A 20,566-nucleotide genomic window follows, 5' to 3' on the forward strand; every position below is an offset into this window, starting at 1 on the left:
TTAAAGCCCCATTTTTTCCAAATGTGGTAGCCTGTGACCGTACAGCGAGAGTATTTCGATTCACATGATTCACTATGTCGATTTTTGAAACAAACCAGTTCGATCAACAAACCGGAGCGACGCATTCTGTACTTACAAGGATTCCGATGAATGCGGCCATAACGTGGAATTGAGCGAGATGTTCCGGGTTGCCGCGAAGTCTCGCGTTTTCCATACCGGGAAACCATTTGACGTTAGGGAATATGTTGCGCTGCGGAATGTCGGCCCGCCGTGCCGCCGTCGACCTCAGGAGCGGCCGGCGCGCGGGAGGGCGCCGGGCGGCGCGAAGGGGGTTAGAACGCGCCGGGTGCGAAAAGGTTCAATACAACTATCAATATTTTCGAACAGTGGACACACGGGAAGAACATGCTAACTCTATTACGTTAGCACCACTCTCCGCGGAAAAATGCGGGCGAAGAGTTTCGATATTGCTTGTATTCGAGAGGTAATATGGCGGCGACGCTCGACGCGATCGTTCGGTCCCAGGGCGAAGTCCCGCTCGGCTGGGCAGGTTCGACCACCCTGATGGACTACCTTAATTTCGAGGATGCCCTGAGCCCGATCATGACGGCTCTGGTGGGCGGCGTTCCGGTCCGCCGGGTGCCGGCACGCTCGAAATCGGTGCGCATGGCCGCGATCGGTGCCATCGGGCACACGTTCGAGGGCGGCGAGGTGCATGTGTGGGGCACCGGATGCTCCCCCTGGAAGAACCCTTCCGCGCCGCCCGACCGGCGGATCGCGTTTGAAGCGCCGGCGCATGGCGCCATGCGTCTGCACGCCACCAGCGGGCCGGTGGCCGAGAAGCTGATGGCCAATGGCGGGCCGCGTCCCGGCCTCTATGGCGACCCGGCCTGGCTGCTGCCGAAATTCTACCGCCCGTCGATCGCCAAGAAGTGGAAGCTCGGCGTCGTCCTGCACGTCTCCGAACTGGCCGACCGGTCCTTCGAGGCGCGCCCGCTGCCGGCCTTCCTGCGCTACCAGATCCCGGATGAGCTGAAGGACGATATTCGCCTCATCACCACGGTGACGCCGCTCGGGGTCGAGTCGATCCGGGCCAAGCTCGACGAGATGCTGGCCTGCGAGCGGATCGTGTCCATGAGCATGCATGGGCTGGTCGTCGCCGAGGCCTATGGCATTCCCAACCTCTATTTCTCGCCCTTGTCGGAGCCGCGCGGCCTCGGCCGGATGGATCTCGACCCGAACGGGCCGTCGGATCTGCGCATCGTCGATCTCTATCTCGGCCTCGGCCGGCGCCACACCGCCGCCTATTTCCAGGATCGCGGCCTGCCGACCAACTGGCACAGCGTGATGGAGGCGGTGGACCGGACATGGGAGCCCTCGGGCTTCGTCGCCGACCGGCTGATCGACGCCTTCCCCTTCACGCCCTCGCCGCTCAAGGCGCCGGCGGGCAAGAGCATCTGGGAGCACCCGGTGATCAAGGGAATCACGCTGCGCCATGATGTGGCGCTGCTGCAGCAGCAGGACCGCGAGGCCGAGAGCGCGCAGGCGGCGCGGCCGGCGCATGTCGAGCCGGTCGAATCGGCGCCTGCCGAACCCGCGCCCGCCCCGACGCGGGCCCAGCTCGCCCGGGCCCGGAAGGCGGCGCGTGCCTCCGGCGCATCGCGCGCGGAGGTGGCGGATGTCCGTGCGGATGCGGCGGTCGAGATGAAGCGCACCGATGTGCCCCTCAAGGACGCGCCCCACACGGATGCGCCGCCGAAGGGGGTTCCCGCGACGCCCGCTGCTGCGTCGCCGGCCGCGATGCCGCCGGAACTGGCCGCCCTGCTGCGGATGAATGCCGATCGAATCTCGATCCCGCTCTCCTGGGCGGCGACCACGCGGGAGAGCCCGCATGCCAATCTCGGCGATACGCTGAGCGCGCTGATCGTGGCCGGCATGGCCGGAATCCCGGTGCGGCGCGCCGGCTTCGACCAGCCGATCGAGCGCATGGTGGCGGTCGGCACGATCGGCCACAACCAGCGCAACGGCGTGCTGCATTTCTGGGGCACCGGCGTGGATGCCGAGCGCAACCCGGTCGATCCGCTGGTGCATGGCTATGTTCGCCCGGTCGACACGCAGTTCAACATCCACGCGCTGCGCGGCCCGAACAGCGCCCGCACCCTGCGTGCCGCCGGCATCGAGGTGCCCGACATCTTCGGCGACCCGGTGTGGATGCTGCCGCGCTTCTGGCCGATGAAGGATGTGGAGAAGACGCACGATCTCGGCGTCATCCTGCACATCACCGAGCTGGAGGACCGCACGCTGGACGCGAAGGTGAAGGCCTCGCTGCGGCGCTATGCGGTGCCGGACGCCTTCAAGGACCGGATCCGGCTGATCAACACCCATTGCCCGCCGACGCCCGAGGGCATGAAGGCCAAGGTGGCGGAGATCGTCTCCTGCCGCGCCATCGTCTCCACCTCGCTGCACGGCCTCGTCATCGCCGAGACCTATGGCATTCCCTGCGCCTGGTTCGCCACCTATGGCGACGGCGAGGGGCGGATGCTCGACCTCGGCAATCACGAGCACCAGATCGACCACCGGATGCGCGACTTCTATTCCGGCGCGGGACGCACGACGCTTTCCTCCTATTGCCTGGAACGCTCCAAGCCGACCGACTGGAACGCCGTGCTGGCCTGGGTCTATGGCAAATGGCGCCCGCTCACCTATGACGACCGCCCGCTGATCCGCGCCTTCCCGATGCCGCTCGCGGTGTCGCCCGAGGACACGAGCTGGCCGCTGCCGGCGGCGATCGTCGACCGGATCGACTATTGAGCGGTGCGGCGGCGAAGGGCGCCGGCCTGGACGCGGTGGCCCGCGAGCCCATGGCCTTCGCGCCGGTGACGGCCGAACGGCGCGACGGGCCGCGCCGGGTCGAAGACGTGCCGGCGCCGACGGGTGCGGTGCCGACAGCTGCGGCGCCGGTGCGCGAGGCGTTGGCCGGGGCGGTGTTCCTGTTCCTTCAGGGGCCGGCCTCGCCCTTCGGCTTCCGGCTCGCGCAGGCGCTCATCGCGCGCGGCGCGCGGGTCGAGAAAGTGCATCTGTGCGGTGGCGACCTGGTGTTCTGGCCGGGCGCGGCCCGGCTTTATCGTGGCCGGCTCGCGGACTGGCCGGCCTATCTGGAGCGGCTGATGGCCGAGGCGCGGGTGAGCGATCTGGTGCTGTTCGGCGACTGCCGGCCCTATCATGTGCCGGCCATCGCCTGCGCGCGTGCCCTCGGCCTGCGGATGCATCTGCTGGAGGAAGGCTATGTGCGGCCCGGCCGCATCACCTGCGAGCGGGCCGGCGTCAACGCCCATTCCGACCTGCCGCGTGAGCCGGCGCAGGTGAGGGCGCAGGCCGCCGGCCTGCCGGAGCCGGCCGATGCCGCGCCGCTGGAGGAACCCTTCGCGCCGCGGGCATTGTGGGATGTGCGCTGGCATCTGGGCTATGGCGCGCTGGCGCCGCTGTTCCGGCACTACCGCCGCCATACGCTGATCCACCCCGCGCGCGATTATGCCGGCTGGGTGCTGCGCTGGCTCGGGGCCTCCGGCGCGGCCCGGCGCGACCGGGCGGCACGGGCGCGCCTCGCCGGGGAAGGGGCCTATTTCCTGTTCCCGTTGCAACTGGAAGGCGACTTCCAGATGCGCGTGCATTCGGATTTCGGCTCGGTCGAGGAGGTGGCCCGCCTTGTGCTCGGCTCCTTCGCCCAGAGTGCGCCGGCGGGGACGGCGCTGCTGGTCAAGCGCCATCCCTATGACACGCGCTTTCCGGCCAGCCGGCACATGATCGCGCGGCTGGCGGCCGAGCTGGGTCTCGCGGAACGGGTGGTCTTCATCGAGGATGGCGACATCGAGCCGCTGGTGGCGGGCAGCGCCGGCGTGGTGCTGGTCAACTCGACCACGGCGATGCTGGCGCTGAAGCATGGCCGCCCGCTTAAAGTTCTCGGCCGCGCCACCTATGACATGGCCGGCCTGTCGCATCAGGGCGCGCTTGATGGCTTCTGGCGCGCCGGCGCGGCGCCCGATCCGGCGCTGGTCGCCGCCTATCGCCGGCTGGTGATCGCCCGCACGCAGCTCGATGGCGGCTTCTTCGCGCCGCAGGCGATCGCGCGGGCGGTGGACAGCCTCGTCGCCCGCTTCGAGGCGGAGCGGATGGCCGGCGCGCGGGGCGCGGACCCGATGGCGGAGGCGCGCGGATGAGCGGGCGCCATATCCTCATCACCGGCGCGTCCGGCGGGCTCGGCGCCGCGCTGGCCCGCCATTACGCGGCGCCCGGCGTCGCGCTGCTGCTGGTCGGGCGGAATGTCGAGCGGCTCGCCCGCGTGGTCCATGAGTGCCGGGCCAAGGGGGCGGATGTGCGCCTGCTGGTGCTGGATGTGCGCGAGAGCGCGGCGCTGCACGAACTGATCGCCAAGGCCGATGCGCAGCGCCCGATCGACACCGTCTTCGCCAATGCCGGGGTGGAAGCGAGCCTCGGCCCGCTGGGCGAGGCGGAGGCGCTGGACGATGTGCTGGCGCAGATCCGTACCAATTTCGAGGGCGCGGTGGTGACCGTGCAGCCGCTGATCGACCCGATGCGGGCGCGCGGGCAGGGGCGCATCGTGCTGGTCGCCTCGCTCGCCGGGCGCATGCCGCTGCCCGACCAGCCGACCTACAGCGCCACCAAGGCCGGGCTGATCGCCTATGGCGAGGCGCTGCGCCCGGTGCTGGCGGCCAAGGGAGTGAGCCTCACTATTGCCTGCCCCGGCTTCATCGATACCGGCATGGCGCGGACCTATCGCGGCTGGCGCCCGCTGCAATGGAGCGCCGAGCGCGCCGCCGCGACGATCGCGCGGGCCACCGAGCGCGGGGCGCGCAGCGTCAGCTTTCCGTTTGCTCTGGCGGGGCTGGTCGCGCTCGGCCGGGTCGCCCCGCCTTTCCTGCGCGAGACGGTGCTGCGGCGGCTTTTCGCGGTGGATGTGCGGACGGAAGCGCGGGCCGAGGCGGCGGAACCATGCTGCGATGCAGCGTCACCGCGCTCGATTACCTATGCTTCTAAAATACCCGATAAGAAATCAAAATCAGAGGTATTTATTGAGGATATGACTTTATAATTTTGATTAAATTCGAAGTAAAAATTACCTCTGACTTTAAGTTGACGTATTCGGTATCATATATACTATCTCGCACTTGCGAAGAGATGATCCATGGTCACGCGATGACCGTGCGCGCAACTGGCGGAGACAATAGATGATCGCTGAGTCAAAGATCGTACCTGTGATTCTTGCTGGCGGTTCCGGTACCCGGCTGTGGCCGATCTCCCGCGATTCCCTGCCCAAGCAGTTTCTCGCGCTGGGCGAGGGGGAGGGCACGCTCTATCAGGAGACGCTGCGCCGGGTCGCGCCCGGCCCGATGTTCGCGGCGCCGATCGTCGTCACCAATGAGGAATTCCGCTTCTTCGCCCAGCGCCAGGCGCGCGAGATCGGCATCGATCCGACCGTGCTGCTGGAGCCGGTGCGCCGCGATTCCGCCCCCGCTCTGCTAGCCGCGACTCTGCTCGCGCAGCGCCTGCATGGCGAGGAGGCGATCGTTCTGGTGCTCGCCGCCGACCATGTGATCGGCGATGCGCCGGCCTTCCATGGCGCCTGCCGCAAGGCACTCGGCGCCGCCGGCCTCGGTCATATCGTCACTTTCGGCATCACCCCGACCGAGCCGCGCACCTCTTATGGCTATATCCGGCCGGGCGCGTCGCTGAACGGCGGCAGCGCCGCGCGGGTCGAGGCCTTCGCCGAGAAGCCCCATGCCGAACTCGCCCGCCAGTATATGGACGAGGGCTATCTCTGGAACTCCGGCAATTTCCTGTTCCCGGCCCATGTGATGCTGGAAGAGGCCGAGCTGTACGAGCCGGACGTGGTGGACGCGGTGCGCCGCTCGCTCGCCCATGCCAAGGCCGATCTCGGCTTCTGCCGGCTCGGCCCGGAATTCCGCAGCGCCCCCAGCGTCTCCATCGACTATGCGGTGATGGAGCGCACCAGCCGCGCGGCCGTGGTGGAAGGAAGCTTCCCCTGGTCGGATGTCGGCAGCTGGAACGCGATGCGCGAGATCGCCGTGCCGGACGAGCGCGGCAATGTGCAGCGCGGCCCGGTGCGTTTGGTCGATGCCGAGGATTCCTATGTGCATTCGGAAGGGCCGCTGGTCGCCGCCGTCGGCGTGAAGGGCCTGTCGATCATCGCTACCGGTGACGCGATTCTGGTGATGCCCTCGCACCGCTCGGAGGAGGTCAAGCACCTGGTCGCCTCGCTCAAGGCTGATCGCCGCAACGAGGCCAATGAACACCCCAAATGCCACCGTCCCTGGGGCAGCTATGAGACGATCAATCTCGGCTCCCGCTTCCGCGTGAAGAAGATCGTCGTCGATCCCGGCGAGCGGCTCTCGTTGCAGAAGCACCATCACCGCTCCGAGCACTGGATCGTCGTGCGTGGCACGGCCGAGGTGACGGTCGGCGAGACCGTGTCGACGGTTCACGAGAACCAGTCGACCTACATCCCGCTTGGCTCCGTCCACCGTCTTTCAAACCCCGGACGCATTCCGCTCGAACTCATCGAGGTGCAGGTCGGCTCCTATCTGGGCGAGGACGACATCGTCCGCCTGGAGGACATCTACCAGCGCGTCGAGACGGCGCCGGTTCCCGCCGCCACGGTTCTAGCGGCCGAGTAAGCGCAAACGTAAGGAAAGTACCCTGTGAGCACTCCCACCCTGCGTGACATCGTCCGTGACACTGGCATCGTACCGCTGACCTGGGCGGCCGCCACCCGGCAGCAGAACTACCTGAACCTGGGCGATGCGCTCTCCCCGGTGATGGTGGCGCTGCTCTCGGGCCGGCCGATCATCCACCAGGCGCATGACAGCCTGGGCACGCGTATGGCGGCGGTCGGCACCATCGCCCAGAATCTCAAGGGCGGCGACATCGCCGTGTGGGGGACAGGCTCCTCGCGCTATCTCAACCCGACGCAGGATGGCGAGCGCCAGCTGTTCCGGCCCGATCCGGCCTCGATCTACCGCGTCCATGCCACGCGCGGCCCGGTCAGCCGGACGATCCTCGGCGAGGAGAACGCGGTCGGGCCGGCGGTGTTCGGCGATCCGGTGTGGGCGCTGCCGCGCTTCTACAACCCGACGCTGGAGAAGAAATGGGAACTCGGCGTCATCGTCCATCTCTCGGACCTGACCGACCGGGCGCTCGATACGCTGCCGCGCGAGGCCTATGAGCGGTATCACATCCCCGCCGAGTTCGAGGGGAGCGTGCATATCATCAACACGCTGACCCCGATCAGCGCGGACGGCCTGCGCGACAAGCTGGACGAGATCCTGTCCTGCAAGCGCCTCGTCTCCACCAGCCTGCACGGCATGGTGTTCGCCGAGAGCTACGGCATTCCCTGCCTGTATTTCTCCCCGCGCGGCCAGCCGGAAGGCCTGATCGAGCGCAAGCTCGACCCGGATGACGGCTTCGATCTGCGCATCACCGACCTTTATCAGGGCGTCGGCCGCACGCGCATTCCCGTCTATGTGCAGCGCCGCAACAAGCGCACCGACTGGGCGCATCTGATCTGGGCGATCGACCTTGCCTGGCGGCCGGTGGAATTCGATGTCGATCCGCTGATCGACGCGCTGCCGATCGACGTCGCCCCGCTTGCCGCCCCGCGCGAGGGCACGGTGTTCGACCTGCCGCTCATTCGCGACATTCCCTATTCGCACGGCCCCGCCAAGGCGCCGGCCAAGCGCAAGGCGCCGGAGGCCCATGCTCTTGCGGGGTGACGAGACCGGCGCGGGCACGCCGGGCGGCTTCATGCCGGCCGCGCCCGCGCAGCTCGGCTCGCCGCGCCGCGGCACGGTGATGATCGACGGCTATAATCTCGCGCTGGAGGCCGGCACCGGGGTCGCCACCTATGCCCGCAATCTGAGCTTCGCCTGCGGCGCGCTGGGCTACCGGACCGAGATCCTCTACGGCACGCGGGCGGCGCCGAGCGCCGACCCGCTGTTGCGCGAGATCGCCTTCTTCGACCCCAATGTCGGCTCGCCCTCGCTGCTGCTGGAAATCACCCGGCGGCTGCGCCAGCTCATGACCTCGCCGCTCGGGGTGCGGGCCAAAGACGTGCCGATGAGCGGCAAGGTCATCACCCGCAGCTTCCAGTCGCGCCTGCCGCATTATGACCGGATCTGGAACGCGCCGGAGCTGTTCTCCCGCAGCTACTGGCACTTCCACGCCTATAAGCACTTTCTCACCGTGAGCGGGGTGGACAAGCCGGCGCTGATGCACTGGACCTACCCGCTGCCGATCCGCCTGCCGGGCACGCGCAACATCTACACGCTGCATGACCTCGTGCCGCTGCGCCTGCCCTTCACCACGCTCGACAACAAGAAGTTCTACAAGCGCATGATCCAGGGCGTGCTGGACCGGGCCGACCATATCGTCACCGTCTCGGAAGCCTCCAAGCGCGATATTGTCGATCTGTTCGGCTACCCCGAGGAGAAGATCACCAACACCTATCAGGCGGTCTCGATCCCCGCGAAATACGCGCAGAAGAGTGACGACCTGGTGCGCGAGGAGGTCGAGGGCGCGTTCGGGCTGAAATATAAGGGCTATTTCCTGTTCTTCGGCGCCATCGAGCCGAAGAAGAATATCGGCCGGCTGGTCGAGGCCTATCTCGCCTCGCAGGTAAGCGAGCCTTTGGTGCTGCTCGGCAAGACTGCGTGGAAGGCCGGCGAGGAACTGCGCTTTCTGAACGAGGGCAGCAACCGCTATCTCGAACAGCTCGACAACCTGACCTTCACCCGCGACCGCGTGCGGCGCTTCGACTACGCGCCGTTCCCGCTGCTGGTGAGCCTGATCCGCGGCGCCAAGGCTCTGGTCTTCCCCTCGCTTTATGAGGGGTTCGGCCTGCCGGTGCTGGAGGCGATGTCGCTCGGCACGCCGGTGATTACCTCGAACACCTCCTCCATTCCCGAAGTGGTGGGCGATGCCGCGCTGATGGTCGACCCCTACGACCCGCGCGCCATCGCCAATGCCATCAAGACCATGGCCGGCGACGCCGAGCTGCGCGCCAGCCTCTCCGCCAGGGGACGGATGCAGGCCGCGCAGTTCTCCGAAGCGCGCTACCACGCGCGCATCGGCGCGCTCTATGAGCGGCTGATGCCGGAAGGGCAGAAGGTGGGGTAGGGGATGCTGCACAAGACGTCCAGAAAGGTGCCGGTTCAGGCGGTGCTGGCCCACGCGGCCGAGCGGCGCTGGAGCGAGGTCATTGCCGCGACCGCCGATGTCGAGGCGCTGGCCGGTCAGCCCATGCTGCTCCCGCTGCGCATCGAGGCGGCGCTGGAGGACGGCAATGACGAAGAGGTGCGCCGCACCATCGACGTCGTCGAGCGGGCCACGCTGCGGGCCGAACTGCGCTTCGCGGCGGTGCGCCCGCTGCTGAAATTTGCCCGGCCGGCCGACGCCTGGCGCGTGCTGAGCGCCGACGGATCGATCACCGGGCATCACCGCTATATCCAGCAGGTTCGCAAGGTGCTCGCCTATTCGCATAGCGAGCCCGAGCTGGTGTCTGCGATCCAGGCCGCGCTGGACGCGTTGCTGGGCGAGGCCGTGGAGCCCAGCCCGTCGGACTATTCATTCCGCGACGACCCCGCGCGCCGCAATCGGCCGATGGGGGAGGTGCGGATTGTCGCGTCGACCGAGGTGGAGCCCCGCCATGTCGAGGGGCTGTCGGTGGCGCGGGATCGTTTCCGCCGCCGTCTCTCCAAGCCGGCCGCGCCGAGCGTGTGTGAGTATCACGACGTTTTCGTCGATCCGACCGGGCAGATCTGGACCGAGGACGGCTCCATCATCGTCACGACCGGGCGGCCGATCGCGCATACCTCGCGGGAGGCCTGCCGGCAGCTCGACGTGGCGCTGCCGGCCTTGCGCGGAACCCGTGGCATCTATCACTGGGTGGTCGATCTTCTCCCGCACCTGTCCCTTCTCGGCCCGGAGCCGGACATTCCGGTGCTGATCGGGGCGCATGGTCCCCGCTTCGAGCGCGAGAGCCTCGCCCTTGCCGGGATCGCCGATGAGCAGGTGATTGCGATCTCGGAGGTGGTGTTCGTGCGCCGGCTGGTGGTGCCGTCGGTGGGGATGGCCGGTCTGCGCCACTGGCAGGCGACCGGGGGCATCTTCGAGCGCGTGGCGGCACGGGCCGGCGAGATGGCCGCGGCGAACGGCTTCGCCTGCCCGGAGAAGGTCTATATCTCCCGCCGCGACAGCACGCGCCGCCGCCTGCTCAACGAGGAAGAACTGGAGGGCGCCCTTCAGCAGCGCGGCTATGCGGTTGTGCTGATGTCGACGATGCCGCTGTGGCAGCAGATCGCTCTTGCCTCCGGCGTGCGCTCCATCGTCGCCCCGCACGGCGCCGGGCTCTCGCATCTCATGTTCTGCCGGGGGGATACGCGGGTGCTGGAACTGCTGCCGATCATGGATGGCAGCTATACGCTCCGCTTCAACTATGCCCGGCTCGCCCTGGCCCTCGGCTATGACTACACCGCCTGGCTGGAGCCGCAGCTGGCCCGCTCCGACCACTGGCGCGTCTGTATCGACGAATTGCCCGAGAGCCTGCTGTGAGCCGTCATGTTCTGGCCGGCCTGCTGCTTGTCGCCCTTGGCGCCCCGGCGCGGGCCGAGCCGGTCGATATGCGCGACTACATGATTCAGGATGTCTGCCTCGATGCTGGCGGCGCCGTCATGCCGGGCGTCGCGCCCGGCGATCCGCGCTGCACCGCGCACCGCGACATCCGCGAGGGGGAGCGCGTGCCCTATCACCTCGCCGCCGCCGGGGTGCCCCTGAGGTGCGACGCGCGGCAGACCTTTCGCGACAACCTGCCTTTCACCCGCAACAACCGCGAGCGCGTGGTCGGCTTCGTGACCATCGACCGCAAGCCCTGCGTGACCGATGATCCCTGGGTGACGGCCTATCTGTCGGTGCGGTGGTTCGATGACCGCTACGCCTTCATCATGGGCATGTGGACACGGGGCAAGGATGGCGGGCGCTTCGGCGGCGGGGTAACGCCGACCTGCGATGCCGCCCCGGAGTCCTCGACCCGTTATTTCCGCAACTGGGTGCTGGCCGACTACACGCACCTGGCCAATGGCGACATCGGTTTCACCGTCTTCAGCAAGCGTGGCCAGTTGCTGGACCTGTCGCGGCCGGGCGATGCCTGCCCGAAAGCCTATCCCAACCGGATCCTCGCCCTGTGGACGCGCGGCGACTTCACCTTCACCAACGGGCAAAAGCTCAACGCGATCATCTCCCACCCCTATTCGCAGGCGGATCGCTCCGGTTTGGCGCCGGGGCGTGCCGGGCAGATGGAGCGCACCTACTGGACCCGCGAATTCGGCCAGACGCGCTGGGAGAACTGGAAGCGCGAGGACTGGGTCAACAAGAAGATGGACAAGGCCGCGCCGGAACTGGCCGAGGAGTACTTCAAGCCGGAACATTGCTCGCGGCCGTTCGAACTCGCCGGCGAGGTGACGCCGGGGCTCATTCTCGGGCCGATCGAGGAAAAGGACGGCATCTACACCCAGATGGCGCGCGACAAGGCGACGGGCGAAAGCCACCGCTGGTATCTGGCCGGCTGTCAGGAGACGACGGTGATCGTCCCGCCCGCCGGTCCCGGCGGAGACCCCTATCCGAGCCTCGACGCGGCGGGAGAGCGTTTCCTCGACTTCTGGAAATGATCGTCATCCCGGAGAGGGTTGTGACAGCTCAGGGCGGGGCGCCGACACCGGCCCGGCCTTCTTCCTCCGAGGGGAGAAGGAGCCGGATCTGATCGGCCAATATGCCGTAGCCCGCCGGGGTGAGATGCGCGCTGTCGACGAAGATCGCCGCAACTCCCTGGCGCTGCGCTGCCGCGGCAATCGCCTCATGCGTGCGCAGCAGTTGGAAACCCGCGGCCGGCGCCGCTTCGGCCAATTGCCGGTTGACGGCGGCGATGTCGGCCTGATGGAACGCCAGATCCCGGCCGCGTGGCAGGATCTCGGAGACCATCAACGGCGCTGCGGTTTCCTCGCGGATCTCGCGCACCGCCGCGAGGATGCCCGCCACGATCTCCTCGGGCGTGTCGTTCATGCGCAGATTATTGGTGCCGATGATCAGAATGACCGCGCGTGGGCGGGCGCGGGCGAAATCATAATGCGGCAGGCGCGACAGCAGGTGCTCGGTCCGGTCGCCGCCGATGCCCAGATTGATGAAGCTCCCGCCAAACGCCTCGCGCTGAATCTCGCGCGGGAAACGGGCCGCTATCGAATCCCCGATGATGACGATCTTGCCGGTGTGCCGGTCGAGGGCCGCGCCGCGCGCCTGAGAAAGCGACAGCCAGCGGGCATCGCGCGGCTCCGGCGTGGTGGAGGCACGGTCCGCCCGTGCATCGCCGGTTGCAAGGAGCGCAACGACCAGCGCGGCAAGCAGCTTAAGCCGCATGGATCCGCTGCCGCCGCAGGATGCGTCGATAGCGCGCCAGCTGCGCGGCGTCGGTCTCGATGCCCGACGCAAGCCGCAGAAGCTGCTCCGCCGCCTCAAGATTCTGCGCTGCGGCATGGCTGCGCACCGCCATGTAGAGATTGCGCAGCGCCAGCTTGCTGCAGGTGATCTCTCCCCCGCGCAGCCGCGCGGCGGCGAGATAGTGCCGTGCCGCGGCTTCCCGGTCGCCGCTCAGTTCCCAGGCCCGCGCGGTCCGCCGGGCAATGCCGAAGCTGCGCGGGCTCAATTCATGCGCGCGCTCGTAGAAGCGCGCGGCGAGCTGCCGTCGGCCGCGCCGGTGAGCCGCCTCGGCCATGTTCTTCCAGTAATGCGCTTCCCGCCGCAGGGCGTGTTTGGAGATGGCGATTTCGGCCTCGCGCCCTTCCATGGCGGCGAGCAGGAGCACCTTCAGCAGCCCCGCCTTGCTCAGATAGTCCGGCGTACCATGGCCGATGAAGGGGATGCGGACGTGCTGGGCCATGGGGGCATCGACCAGCGCCACATGCTTGGCGTCATCGTTCATCGGATCATAAACGAGGGTGATGTGGGCGTCGGAGGCCAGACCCTCATTGAGATTGTCGAACTCGAAGCCGAGCCGGCGGGCGTGATGCTGCCAGCGCCGCTCGAAGGGGACCTTGCGGCGGTCGATGGAGAATTGCGGCGACATGGAAAGGACGGTGGTGGCCCCGACATGGCTGGAAAAACCGAGCGCGCCATAGCCGCCCATGCTGGTGCCGTAGGTCGTCACCCGGTCGAAGTCGCGGGTCCGCTCGGCGGCGAGGGTCAGCGCCCGCGGCAAGCCGGGCACCTGCCACCAATGGTTCCATTTGGACACGAAAAAGAGGCCCGAGGCACCGAAGCGGGGCACGATGGACTGCGCCCAACCGACCAGCGGGTTCGGCGGCGCCTTCATCAGCGGTGTGAAGGTGACGACAATGCCCGCGGCATCCACTACCGGCTGCCACAGAAGCGCGAGGTCGTCGTCTTCGTAGATCACTTGTGGTGACAGATTGGTCAATCCTGGTTTCCCCTCAAGCGAAGCGGCCGTCACGTCTGCAACATCCTCATCGATAGTGTCGTTCAAAATTGAAATTAAAATACGATCTAAATATAGATATCAAAATGGATAGCGTAGTTTATTACCCCTGAAGGCCTTATCACGACAAGTCGAGGATATGTCGGGAGTGCGAGGGCCGCAATCCTATGATGACCTGCATTCTATTCTTTAGAGGCGTTTCGCAGCCCCCTTCCACCTTCCTGCAATTAATTCGCAATTGCGTTCGGTGGCGAACCGCGTAGAATGCTTCTGCAACTCATTCGCAGGAGGTGGAGATGCGTGTCGCAGGCGGGACGGGGCTTGGTGCGGGCAGGGGGCGGGCGTGGGGCTCGGGCACGCGCCGTTCCGTGCTGTCGGGGATGCTGGCGGCGGGGCTAGTGATGGCGCTCGGCGCCGGTCCGGCCGGGGCGCAGGAGAGCGGGCCGGCCGCTGCCGGCGAAAAGTTCAAGGTGGTGACCACCTTCACCATCATCGCCGACATGGCGCGCAACGTCGCCGGCGATGCGGCGGTGGTGGAATCCATTACCAAGCCGGGCGCCGAGATCCACAATTACACGCCGACGCCGGGCGATCTGCAGCGCGCGCAGGGCGCGCAGCTCATCCTGTGGAACGGGCTCAACCTCGAACTCTGGTTCCAGCGTTTCTTCCAGAACCTCAAGGGCGTGCCGAGCGTCGTCGTCTCCGACGGCGTGCAGCCCATGAGCATCAGTGAAGGGCCCTATAGCGGCAAGCCCAACCCGCATGCCTGGATGTCGCCGGACAATGCGCTTGTCTATGTCGACAACATCCGCGACGCGCTGGCGACCTACGATCCGGCCCATGCCGACACCTACAAGGCGAATGCCGAGGCCTATAAGGCGAAGATCGCCGCCAGCGCGGCGCCGATCCGCGCCCAGCTTGAGGCCGTCCCAGTGGAGAAACGCTGGCTGGTCACCAGCGAGGGCGCCTTCTCCTATCTCGCCCGCGACTATGGGCTGAAGGAACTCTATCTCTGGCCGATCAATGCCGACCAGCAGGGCACGCCGCAGCAGGTGCGCCGGGTGATCGACGCGGTGCGCAAGAACCACATCCCCGCCGTGTTCAGCGAAAGCACGGTCTCGGACAAGCCGGCGCGTCAGGTGGCGCGCGAGACCGGGGCGCATTATGGCGGCGTGCTCTATGTCGATTCGCTGAGCGAGGCGGACGGGCCGGTGCCGACCTATCTCGATCTGCTGCGCGTGACCTCGACCACCATCGCCAAGGGCCTTGCCGACGGGGTGTCGCCATGAATGAATCGGTCCGAAACCAGATCGCGGGCGCCGCCTCCGGCCTGAGCGGGGCGGAAGATGCGGGGATCCGCGTCGAGGATGTCACCGTCACCTATCGCAACGGTCACACCGCGCTGCGTGCGGCGAGCTTTTCCATCCCCACCGGCACCATCACCGCGCTGGTGGGGGTGAACGGCTCCGGCAAGTCCACGCTGTTCAAGGCGATCATGGGCTTCGTGCAGGTGGCGCGCGGCGACATCCGCATTCTCGGCCAGAGCGTCGAGCGGGCGCTGAAGTCGAACCTCGTCGCCTATGTGCCGCAGGCCGAGGAGGTCGACTGGAACTTTCCGGTCCTGGTCGAGGACGTGGTGATGATGGGCCGCTACGGCCATATGGGCATGATGCGCATCGCCCGCGCCGCCGACCGCGCGGCGGTCGATGCGGCGCTGGCGCGGGTGGGCATGGCGGCCCTGCGCAAGCGGCAGATCGGCGAACTGTCCGGCGGGCAGAAGAAGCGCGTGTTTCTGGCCCGCGCGCTGGCGCAGGATGCGCGGGTGATCCTGCTCGACGAGCCCTTTACCGGGGTCGACGTGACCACCGAGGAGACCATCATCGCCCTGCTCGGCGCGCTGCGCGACGAGGGGCGGGTGATGCTGGTCTCGACCCATAATCTCGGCAGCGTGCCGGAATTCTGCGACCGCACGGTGCTGATCAAGGGCACGGTGCTGGCCTATGGCCCGACCGCGACCACCTTCACCCAGGCCAATCTGGAACAGACCTTCGGCGGCGTGCTGCGCCATTTCGTGCTCGGCGGGGCGGGGCTGCACGATGATGACGACCGGCGCCGGCTCGCCGTGCTGACCGATGACGAGCGCCCGCTGGTGTTCTATGGCGAAGACGGCGCCATGGAGCACAAGAGCCGCGAGGGCGCGCCGGACAGCTCCTCGGGGAAGACCCCATGATGGCGCTGCTCGCCGAGCCGTTCGGCTATGAATATATGCGCAGCGCCATGTGGGTCTCGGCCCTGGTCGGGGCGGTGTGCGCCTTCCTGTCCTGCTACCTCATGCTCAAGGGCTGGTCGCTGATCGGCGACGCGCTCTCCCACTCCATCGTGCCCGGTGTGGCGGGGGCCTATATGCTCGGCCTGCCCTTCGCGCTCGGGGCCTTCTTCTCCGGCGGGCTGGCGGCGGCGGCGATGCTGCTGCTGTCGCAGCGCACGCGGCTGCGGGAGGATGCGGTGATCGGGTTGATCTTCTCCTCCTTCTTCGCGCTCGGCCTGTTCATGGTCTCGCTGTCGCCGACCTCGGTGAACATCCAGACCATCGTGCTCGGCAACATCCTCGCCATCACGCCGGAGGACACGCTGCAACTCGCCATCATCGGCGGGGTGTCGCTGGCGGTGCTGCTGCTGAAGTGGCGGGACCTGATGGCGGTGTTCTTCGACGAGGCGCATGCGCGCTCGATCGGGCTGAAGCCGGCGGCGCTGAAGATCATGTTCTTCACCCTGCTCTCGGCCTCGACGGTGGCGGCATTGCAGACGGTGGGCGCCTTCCTCGTCATCTGCCTCGTGGTGACGCCCGGGGCGACCGCCTATCTGCTGGCCGACCGTTTTCCGCGCCTTCTGATGATCGCGGTGGCGATCGGGGCGGGGACGAGCTTTCTCGGCGCCTATGCGAGCTATTTCCTCGACGGGGCGACGGGCGGCATCATCGTCGTGCTGCAGACCGCGCTGTTCCTCGCCGCCTTCGTCTTCGCGCCCAAGCATGGGCTGCTGGCCGCCCGGCGGCGGGCGGCGCAGGCGCTCACTGAGGAGGCCGCGTGATGAGCTTTCTGGCCACTCTCGCGGTTCCCTTCCAGTTCGACTTCATGGTCAACGCGCTGGTGATTTCGGCGCTGGTGGCGGTGCCGATGGCGCTGCTGTCCTGCTTCCTCGTGCTCAAGGGCTGGTCGCTGATGGGCGACGCCATCTCGCACGCGGTGTTTCCCGGCGTGGTGCTGGCCTATATCGCCGGCATTCCGCTGGCCATCGGCGCCTTCCTCGCCGGCATGTTCTGCGCGGTGGCGACCGGCTATCTGCAGGACAACAGCCGCATCAAGCAGGACACGGTGATGGGCATCGTGTTCTCCGGCATGTTCGGCTTCGGGCTGGTGCTCTATGTGAAGATCCAGTCCGAGGTGCATCTCGACCACATCCTGTTCGGCGACATGCTCGGCGTCTCGCTGGCCGACATCACCGAGACGGCGCTGATCGCTGGGCTGGTGGCGCTGGTGATCGGCGTGAAGTGGAAGGACCTGCTGCTGCACGCCTTCGACCCGGCGCAGGCGCGCGCCATCGGCCTGCCGGTGCGGGTGCTGCACTACGGGCTGCTGTGCCTTGTCTCGCTGGCCATTGTCGGGGCGCTGAAGGCGACCGGGTTGATCCTCGCCATCGCCATGCTGATCGCGCCGGGCGCCATCGCCTTCCTGCTGGTGCGGCGCTTCGGGGCGATGCTGCTCGCCGCGCTCCTCGTGGCGGTGGGCTGCTCGCTGGGCGGTGTCTACCTGTCCTTCTTCCTCGACAGCGCGCCGGCCCCGACCATCGTGCTGCTGATGAGCCTCGTCTTCATCCTCGCCTTCGTGCGGGCCTCGCAACTCCAGCGGCGGCTCATCGCGGCACCGGAACAGCCGAACGGGAGCTGAACTTCAGACGAGCTGAGCCTCAGGCGTCCTCGGCGGCGAGTTCGGCGAGGCGCTGGCGGTCGGCCTCCAGCGACAGCGCCGCCTGCGCGCGGGCCAGCGCCATCTCGGCCTGATGGCGGGCGGCGGCGCGGAACGACGCGTCGCCCATCCGCCCGAGCGCCAGCAGCGCCTTGCGCAGCCGGAGCTGGACCTCGACCAGTCCGGCGCCGTCGCGCGCTACCAGCATGAAGGCGTCCTCGAACAGATCATCTGCGACCAGCACCGGCACATGCACGCGCGGGAAGCGCACCTCCGACGCGCCGTCGCCGCCCTCCGCCCAATGGCACAGGAGGCGCGTGCTGCGGCCGATCACGTCGATGGCGGTGCCGGGATCATTCACGCCGGGCGAGAGCGCGCGCGAGGCGATCTCGCTCATCACGGCTAGGCCGAAGCGCGGATCCTGGTCGAAATTGCGTTCGCTGCCGATCGAGAAGGCCGCGCGCATCTGCGTCGGGATCGTGTCGTCCTCGTCTTTTTGCTCCAGCTTTTCCTCCGGCCCGCTCGCTGTCCGTCGGGGCGGGGCGATCCAGGCGAGGGGCGAATCCAGATAGACGAAGCTGCCGGGCAGGGCGGCGACATGAATGTCCGCGTCGCATTCCTCGGCAAGGCGTGACAGCGCGCCGATGTCGACGAACTGGACATAGCCGATGGCCCGCGCCGGCACGGGCGCCGCCTTGTGCGGTATCGCCTGCGCGCCCCCGCGCTGCGGCGCGCCGCCAAGGCCGGGAGCGGCGAGCCGGGCGTCGAGGGCCTGCCGGGTCGCGCGCTCGACGCGGTCGGTGGTCTCGCCGACACGGCCGAAATGGGTGAGATGATCGATCCAGCGCAGCAGCGAGACGACGATCAGGGCGATGACCCCGATGGTGACGACGAACAGCACCACGCGGCCGCGGTCGCCATAGGCCCCCGCCTTCAGCACCACGATGCCGACGATGCTGAACAGGAAGGAGCCGATGAAGGTGGAGAGCACATTCTGCGCCGTGCGGTCCTCCATCAGCAGGCGGGTGGCGCGCGGCGTCACATTGCTGGTCGCCGATCCATAGGCGGAGGTCATCACGCTAAGCGAGAAGGTGGTGACCGCCAGCATGGAGGACGCAATAATGCCGAGGATGCTGTCCACCGCATCGGCGCCGATCGAGCCGGGCATTTCCCAGGGAATGTAGCGTTCGGCGATGGCGGCGAGCCCGGCGGTCACCACGCCGGCCATGCCGATCAGGGTGGCGCGGAACCACAGCCGCCGGGTGATCTGCTGCACGATCCAGCGCCAGCGCGCCATGATGGTCTCCCCCTGCCTTGCGTCGGAAGGGCAACCCGGTGGTAGGTGAGTGGTTCCACCGGCGAGCCATCGCCGCTCAGCCGCGCACCACCTCGTCGAGATAGCGGTCGAGCCGCTTGAGATCGTCCGGCCCGCCGCGCGCGGCGATGACGAAATCGGGGCGGATCAGCGCCCAGCCGGTGGTGTCGATCGCGTAGCGGGCGCGCAGGGCGCTGTCCGGGTCCGCCTCCGGCGCCACGCGCAGCACGGTGAGATGATCGCTGGTGCGCTCCAGCCGGCCGAGCAGATCGACCGGTGCGCTCTCGTCGTCGAGCACCAGCAGGACATGCCGTGTCCCGCCGAGCAGGGGCCAGAGCGCCTGCGGCTGACCCTCGCGCAGGAACACCCCGTCGCGCGCCCGCGTGCCGGCATCGGTGCGGCGCCGGTTGTGGCGCGGCGGCTCGCCCAGGGCGAGCAGATCGCCGTCCTGATAGGCGATTTCGGTTTCCGACAATTCGATCTGCAATTGCCGCTGCGCCGCCGGCAGATTGCCGATCAGGGTGACGGCGGCGTTCTTGATCAGCCGCGCCGCCCGGCCTTTGGCGAAGGCGATGTGCAGCTTCTGGCCCGCCGCCTTGACCACGGAGAGCGCCACCGGACGCCGTTCCGGCTCATAACTCGACAGAAGAAGCTCGGCATCGCCGACATCCTTCAGCGCATGGGCGAGCTTCCAGCCGAGATTGGCCGCGTCCTGCATCCCGGTGTTCATGCCCTGGCCGCCGGCGGGGCTGTGAATATGCGCGGCATCGCCGGCCAGGAAGCAGCGCCCCGCGCGATAGCTGGCGGCGACGCGCTCATTGATGCGGAAGGCGGAGAGCCAGCTCGGATCGCGCAGGGTGAGGCCGGGCGGGCCGTAGCGGCTGACATGATCCTGCAATTCGCCGAGCGAGGGAGTGGCGTCGGGGGCGTCCTCGGCCGGGGCCGTCGCGCCGTCGGCCTCCGGCTGCGGGCGCATGGCGAAGACGCGCCAGCTATCGGCCTCGAAGGGGAAGAGGGCGACGCTGCCGCCATCGCCCCACCAGATGTGGATGCTGTCGCGATCCAGATCGCCGCCGTCGATCCGCACGTCGCCGAGCAGATAGGTGGCGGGCTCGGTATAGCCGTCGAAGGCGATGCCGAGGCTGTGGCGCACCGCGCTGCGCGCACCGTCGCAGCCGGCGAGATAGGCGGCGCGGGCCTCCTCCTCCCGCCCGTCGGCGTGGCGCAGCCGTGCGGTGACGCCGCCGGTGTCCTGGGTAAGGCCGATCAACTCCACCCCGCGTTCCACCGTGCCGCCCAGCTCGGAGAGGCGGGCGGCCAGGATCCGCTCGGTCTGCGATTGCGGCAGCAGGAGAGGGAAGGGAAACGGGCTGTCGATTCCGGCCCCGATCTCCAGCCGCGCCAGACGGTGCGGGCCGTCGCCGATGCACAGGGACTTCAGCCGCTTGCCGGCTGCCAGCAGGGCCTCGCTGGCGCCAAGGCCCTGCAACGCCTCCAGGCTGGCGCTCCATACGGCGAGCGCCTTCGACACATGGCTCGGCGCCGCCGCGCGGTCGATCAGGCGCACCCGCAGGCCGAACTGGCGCAGGCAGATGGCGAGGGTGAGCCCGGTCGGCCCCGCTCCGATGATGAGAACGTCGGCGTCCGGCTCCATCCCGCTCCCCAATCCCCACGGCCCGGTTTCGGCGCGCAGCCTAGCCTGTCGCCGGGGGA

At 67.9% G+C, this 20,566-nt stretch carries 16 protein-coding genes; 12 read left to right on the top strand and 4 right to left on the bottom strand.

Going from position 1 to position 20,566, the window contains the following annotated elements:
• Positions 1-489: 489 nt before the first annotated feature.
• The 8 genes from KIP89_RS17615 to KIP89_RS17650 all read left to right on the top strand — a co-directional run bounded on the left by KIP89_RS17615 (position 490) and on the right by KIP89_RS17650 (position 11,756).
• Positions 490-2,811 carry a polysaccharide pyruvyl transferase family protein gene (locus KIP89_RS17615; RefSeq protein ID WP_213756889.1) on the top strand — a complete coding sequence of 774 codons (2,322 nt, stop codon included), beginning with the start codon at positions 490-492 and terminating at the stop codon, positions 2,809-2,811.
• Positions 2,808-4,217, top strand: a complete 1,410-nt coding sequence (locus KIP89_RS17620; RefSeq protein ID WP_213756890.1) for a capsule polysaccharide biogenesis protein — start codon at positions 2,808-2,810, stop codon at positions 4,215-4,217. The genes KIP89_RS17615 and KIP89_RS17620 overlap by 4 nt, the downstream gene beginning before the upstream one ends.
• Entirely contained in the window at positions 4,214-5,110 is an 897-nt protein-coding gene (locus KIP89_RS17625) for an SDR family NAD(P)-dependent oxidoreductase (RefSeq protein ID WP_213756891.1), read from the top strand. The genes KIP89_RS17620 and KIP89_RS17625 overlap by 4 nt, the downstream gene beginning before the upstream one ends.
• A gap of 136 nt (positions 5,111-5,246) precedes the next feature.
• Entirely contained in the window at positions 5,247-6,713 is a 1,467-nt protein-coding gene (locus tag KIP89_RS17630) for a mannose-1-phosphate guanylyltransferase/mannose-6-phosphate isomerase (RefSeq protein ID WP_213756892.1), read from the top strand.
• Between the two features lie 24 nt (positions 6,714-6,737).
• A complete protein-coding gene (locus KIP89_RS17635; RefSeq protein WP_213756893.1) occupies positions 6,738-7,808 on the top strand; it encodes a polysaccharide pyruvyl transferase family protein in 1,071 nt (356 codons plus the stop codon).
• Positions 7,792-9,210, top strand: a complete 1,419-nt coding sequence (locus KIP89_RS17640; RefSeq protein WP_213756894.1) for a glycosyltransferase family 4 protein — start codon at positions 7,792-7,794, stop codon at positions 9,208-9,210. The genes KIP89_RS17635 and KIP89_RS17640 overlap by 17 nt, the downstream gene beginning before the upstream one ends.
• Before the next feature lie 3 nt (positions 9,211-9,213).
• The gene (locus KIP89_RS17645; protein WP_213756895.1) at positions 9,214-10,644 is read left to right on the top strand and encodes a glycosyltransferase family 61 protein; all 1,431 of its coding nucleotides are present in this window, start codon (positions 9,214-9,216) and stop codon (positions 10,642-10,644) included.
• Positions 10,641-11,756, top strand: a complete 1,116-nt coding sequence (locus tag KIP89_RS17650; RefSeq protein WP_213756896.1) for a hypothetical protein — start codon at positions 10,641-10,643, stop codon at positions 11,754-11,756. The genes KIP89_RS17645 and KIP89_RS17650 overlap by 4 nt, the downstream gene beginning before the upstream one ends.
• Before the next feature lie 28 nt (positions 11,757-11,784).
• Here KIP89_RS17650 and KIP89_RS17655 read toward each other — a convergent pair whose 3' ends face one another.
• Both KIP89_RS17655 and KIP89_RS17660 read right to left on the bottom strand, forming a co-directional pair.
• Positions 11,785-12,498, bottom strand: a complete 714-nt coding sequence (locus KIP89_RS17655; RefSeq protein WP_213756897.1) for a GDSL-type esterase/lipase family protein — start codon at positions 12,496-12,498, stop codon at positions 11,785-11,787.
• Positions 12,488-13,555, bottom strand: coding sequence for a hypothetical protein (locus KIP89_RS17660; protein WP_213756898.1), 1,068 nt, complete (start codon positions 13,553-13,555; stop codon positions 12,488-12,490). The genes KIP89_RS17655 and KIP89_RS17660 overlap by 11 nt, the downstream gene beginning before the upstream one ends.
• A gap of 398 nt (positions 13,556-13,953) precedes the next feature.
• Between KIP89_RS17660 and KIP89_RS17665 the strand changes: the two genes are divergently transcribed.
• The 4 genes from KIP89_RS17665 to KIP89_RS17680 are packed head-to-tail and all read left to right on the top strand — an operon-like array spanning position 13,954 to position 17,520.
• Positions 13,954-14,862: a metal ABC transporter substrate-binding protein gene (locus KIP89_RS17665; RefSeq protein ID WP_213756945.1), complete on the top strand. Its 909-nt coding sequence runs from the start codon at positions 13,954-13,956 to the stop codon at positions 14,860-14,862.
• Positions 14,859-15,803, top strand: a complete 945-nt coding sequence (locus tag KIP89_RS17670; RefSeq protein WP_213756899.1) for a manganese/iron ABC transporter ATP-binding protein — start codon at positions 14,859-14,861, stop codon at positions 15,801-15,803. Before KIP89_RS17665 ends, KIP89_RS17670 begins: the two co-directional genes overlap by 4 nt.
• Positions 15,800-16,663 carry a metal ABC transporter permease gene (locus tag KIP89_RS17675; protein WP_305825935.1) on the top strand — a complete coding sequence of 288 codons (864 nt, stop codon included), beginning with the start codon at positions 15,800-15,802 and terminating at the stop codon, positions 16,661-16,663. The genes KIP89_RS17670 and KIP89_RS17675 overlap by 4 nt, the downstream gene beginning before the upstream one ends.
• Positions 16,663-17,520: a metal ABC transporter permease gene (locus KIP89_RS17680; RefSeq protein ID WP_213756900.1), complete on the top strand. Its 858-nt coding sequence runs from the start codon at positions 16,663-16,665 to the stop codon at positions 17,518-17,520. Before KIP89_RS17675 ends, KIP89_RS17680 begins: the two co-directional genes overlap by 1 nt.
• Before the next feature lie 19 nt (positions 17,521-17,539).
• Here KIP89_RS17680 and KIP89_RS17685 read toward each other — a convergent pair whose 3' ends face one another.
• A complete protein-coding gene (locus KIP89_RS17685) occupies positions 17,540-18,835 on the bottom strand; it encodes a DUF2254 domain-containing protein (RefSeq protein ID WP_213756901.1) in 1,296 nt (431 codons plus the stop codon).
• A 76-nt stretch (positions 18,836-18,911) separates the two neighbouring features.
• The gene (locus tag KIP89_RS17690; protein ID WP_213756902.1) at positions 18,912-20,507 is read right to left on the bottom strand and encodes an FAD-dependent monooxygenase; all 1,596 of its coding nucleotides are present in this window, start codon (positions 20,505-20,507) and stop codon (positions 18,912-18,914) included.
• Positions 20,508-20,566: the final 59 nt, after the last annotated feature.

The organism is Ancylobacter radicis, assembly GCF_018449475.1.
Classification (GTDB): Bacteria; Pseudomonadota; Alphaproteobacteria; order Rhizobiales; family Xanthobacteraceae; genus Ancylobacter; species Ancylobacter radicis.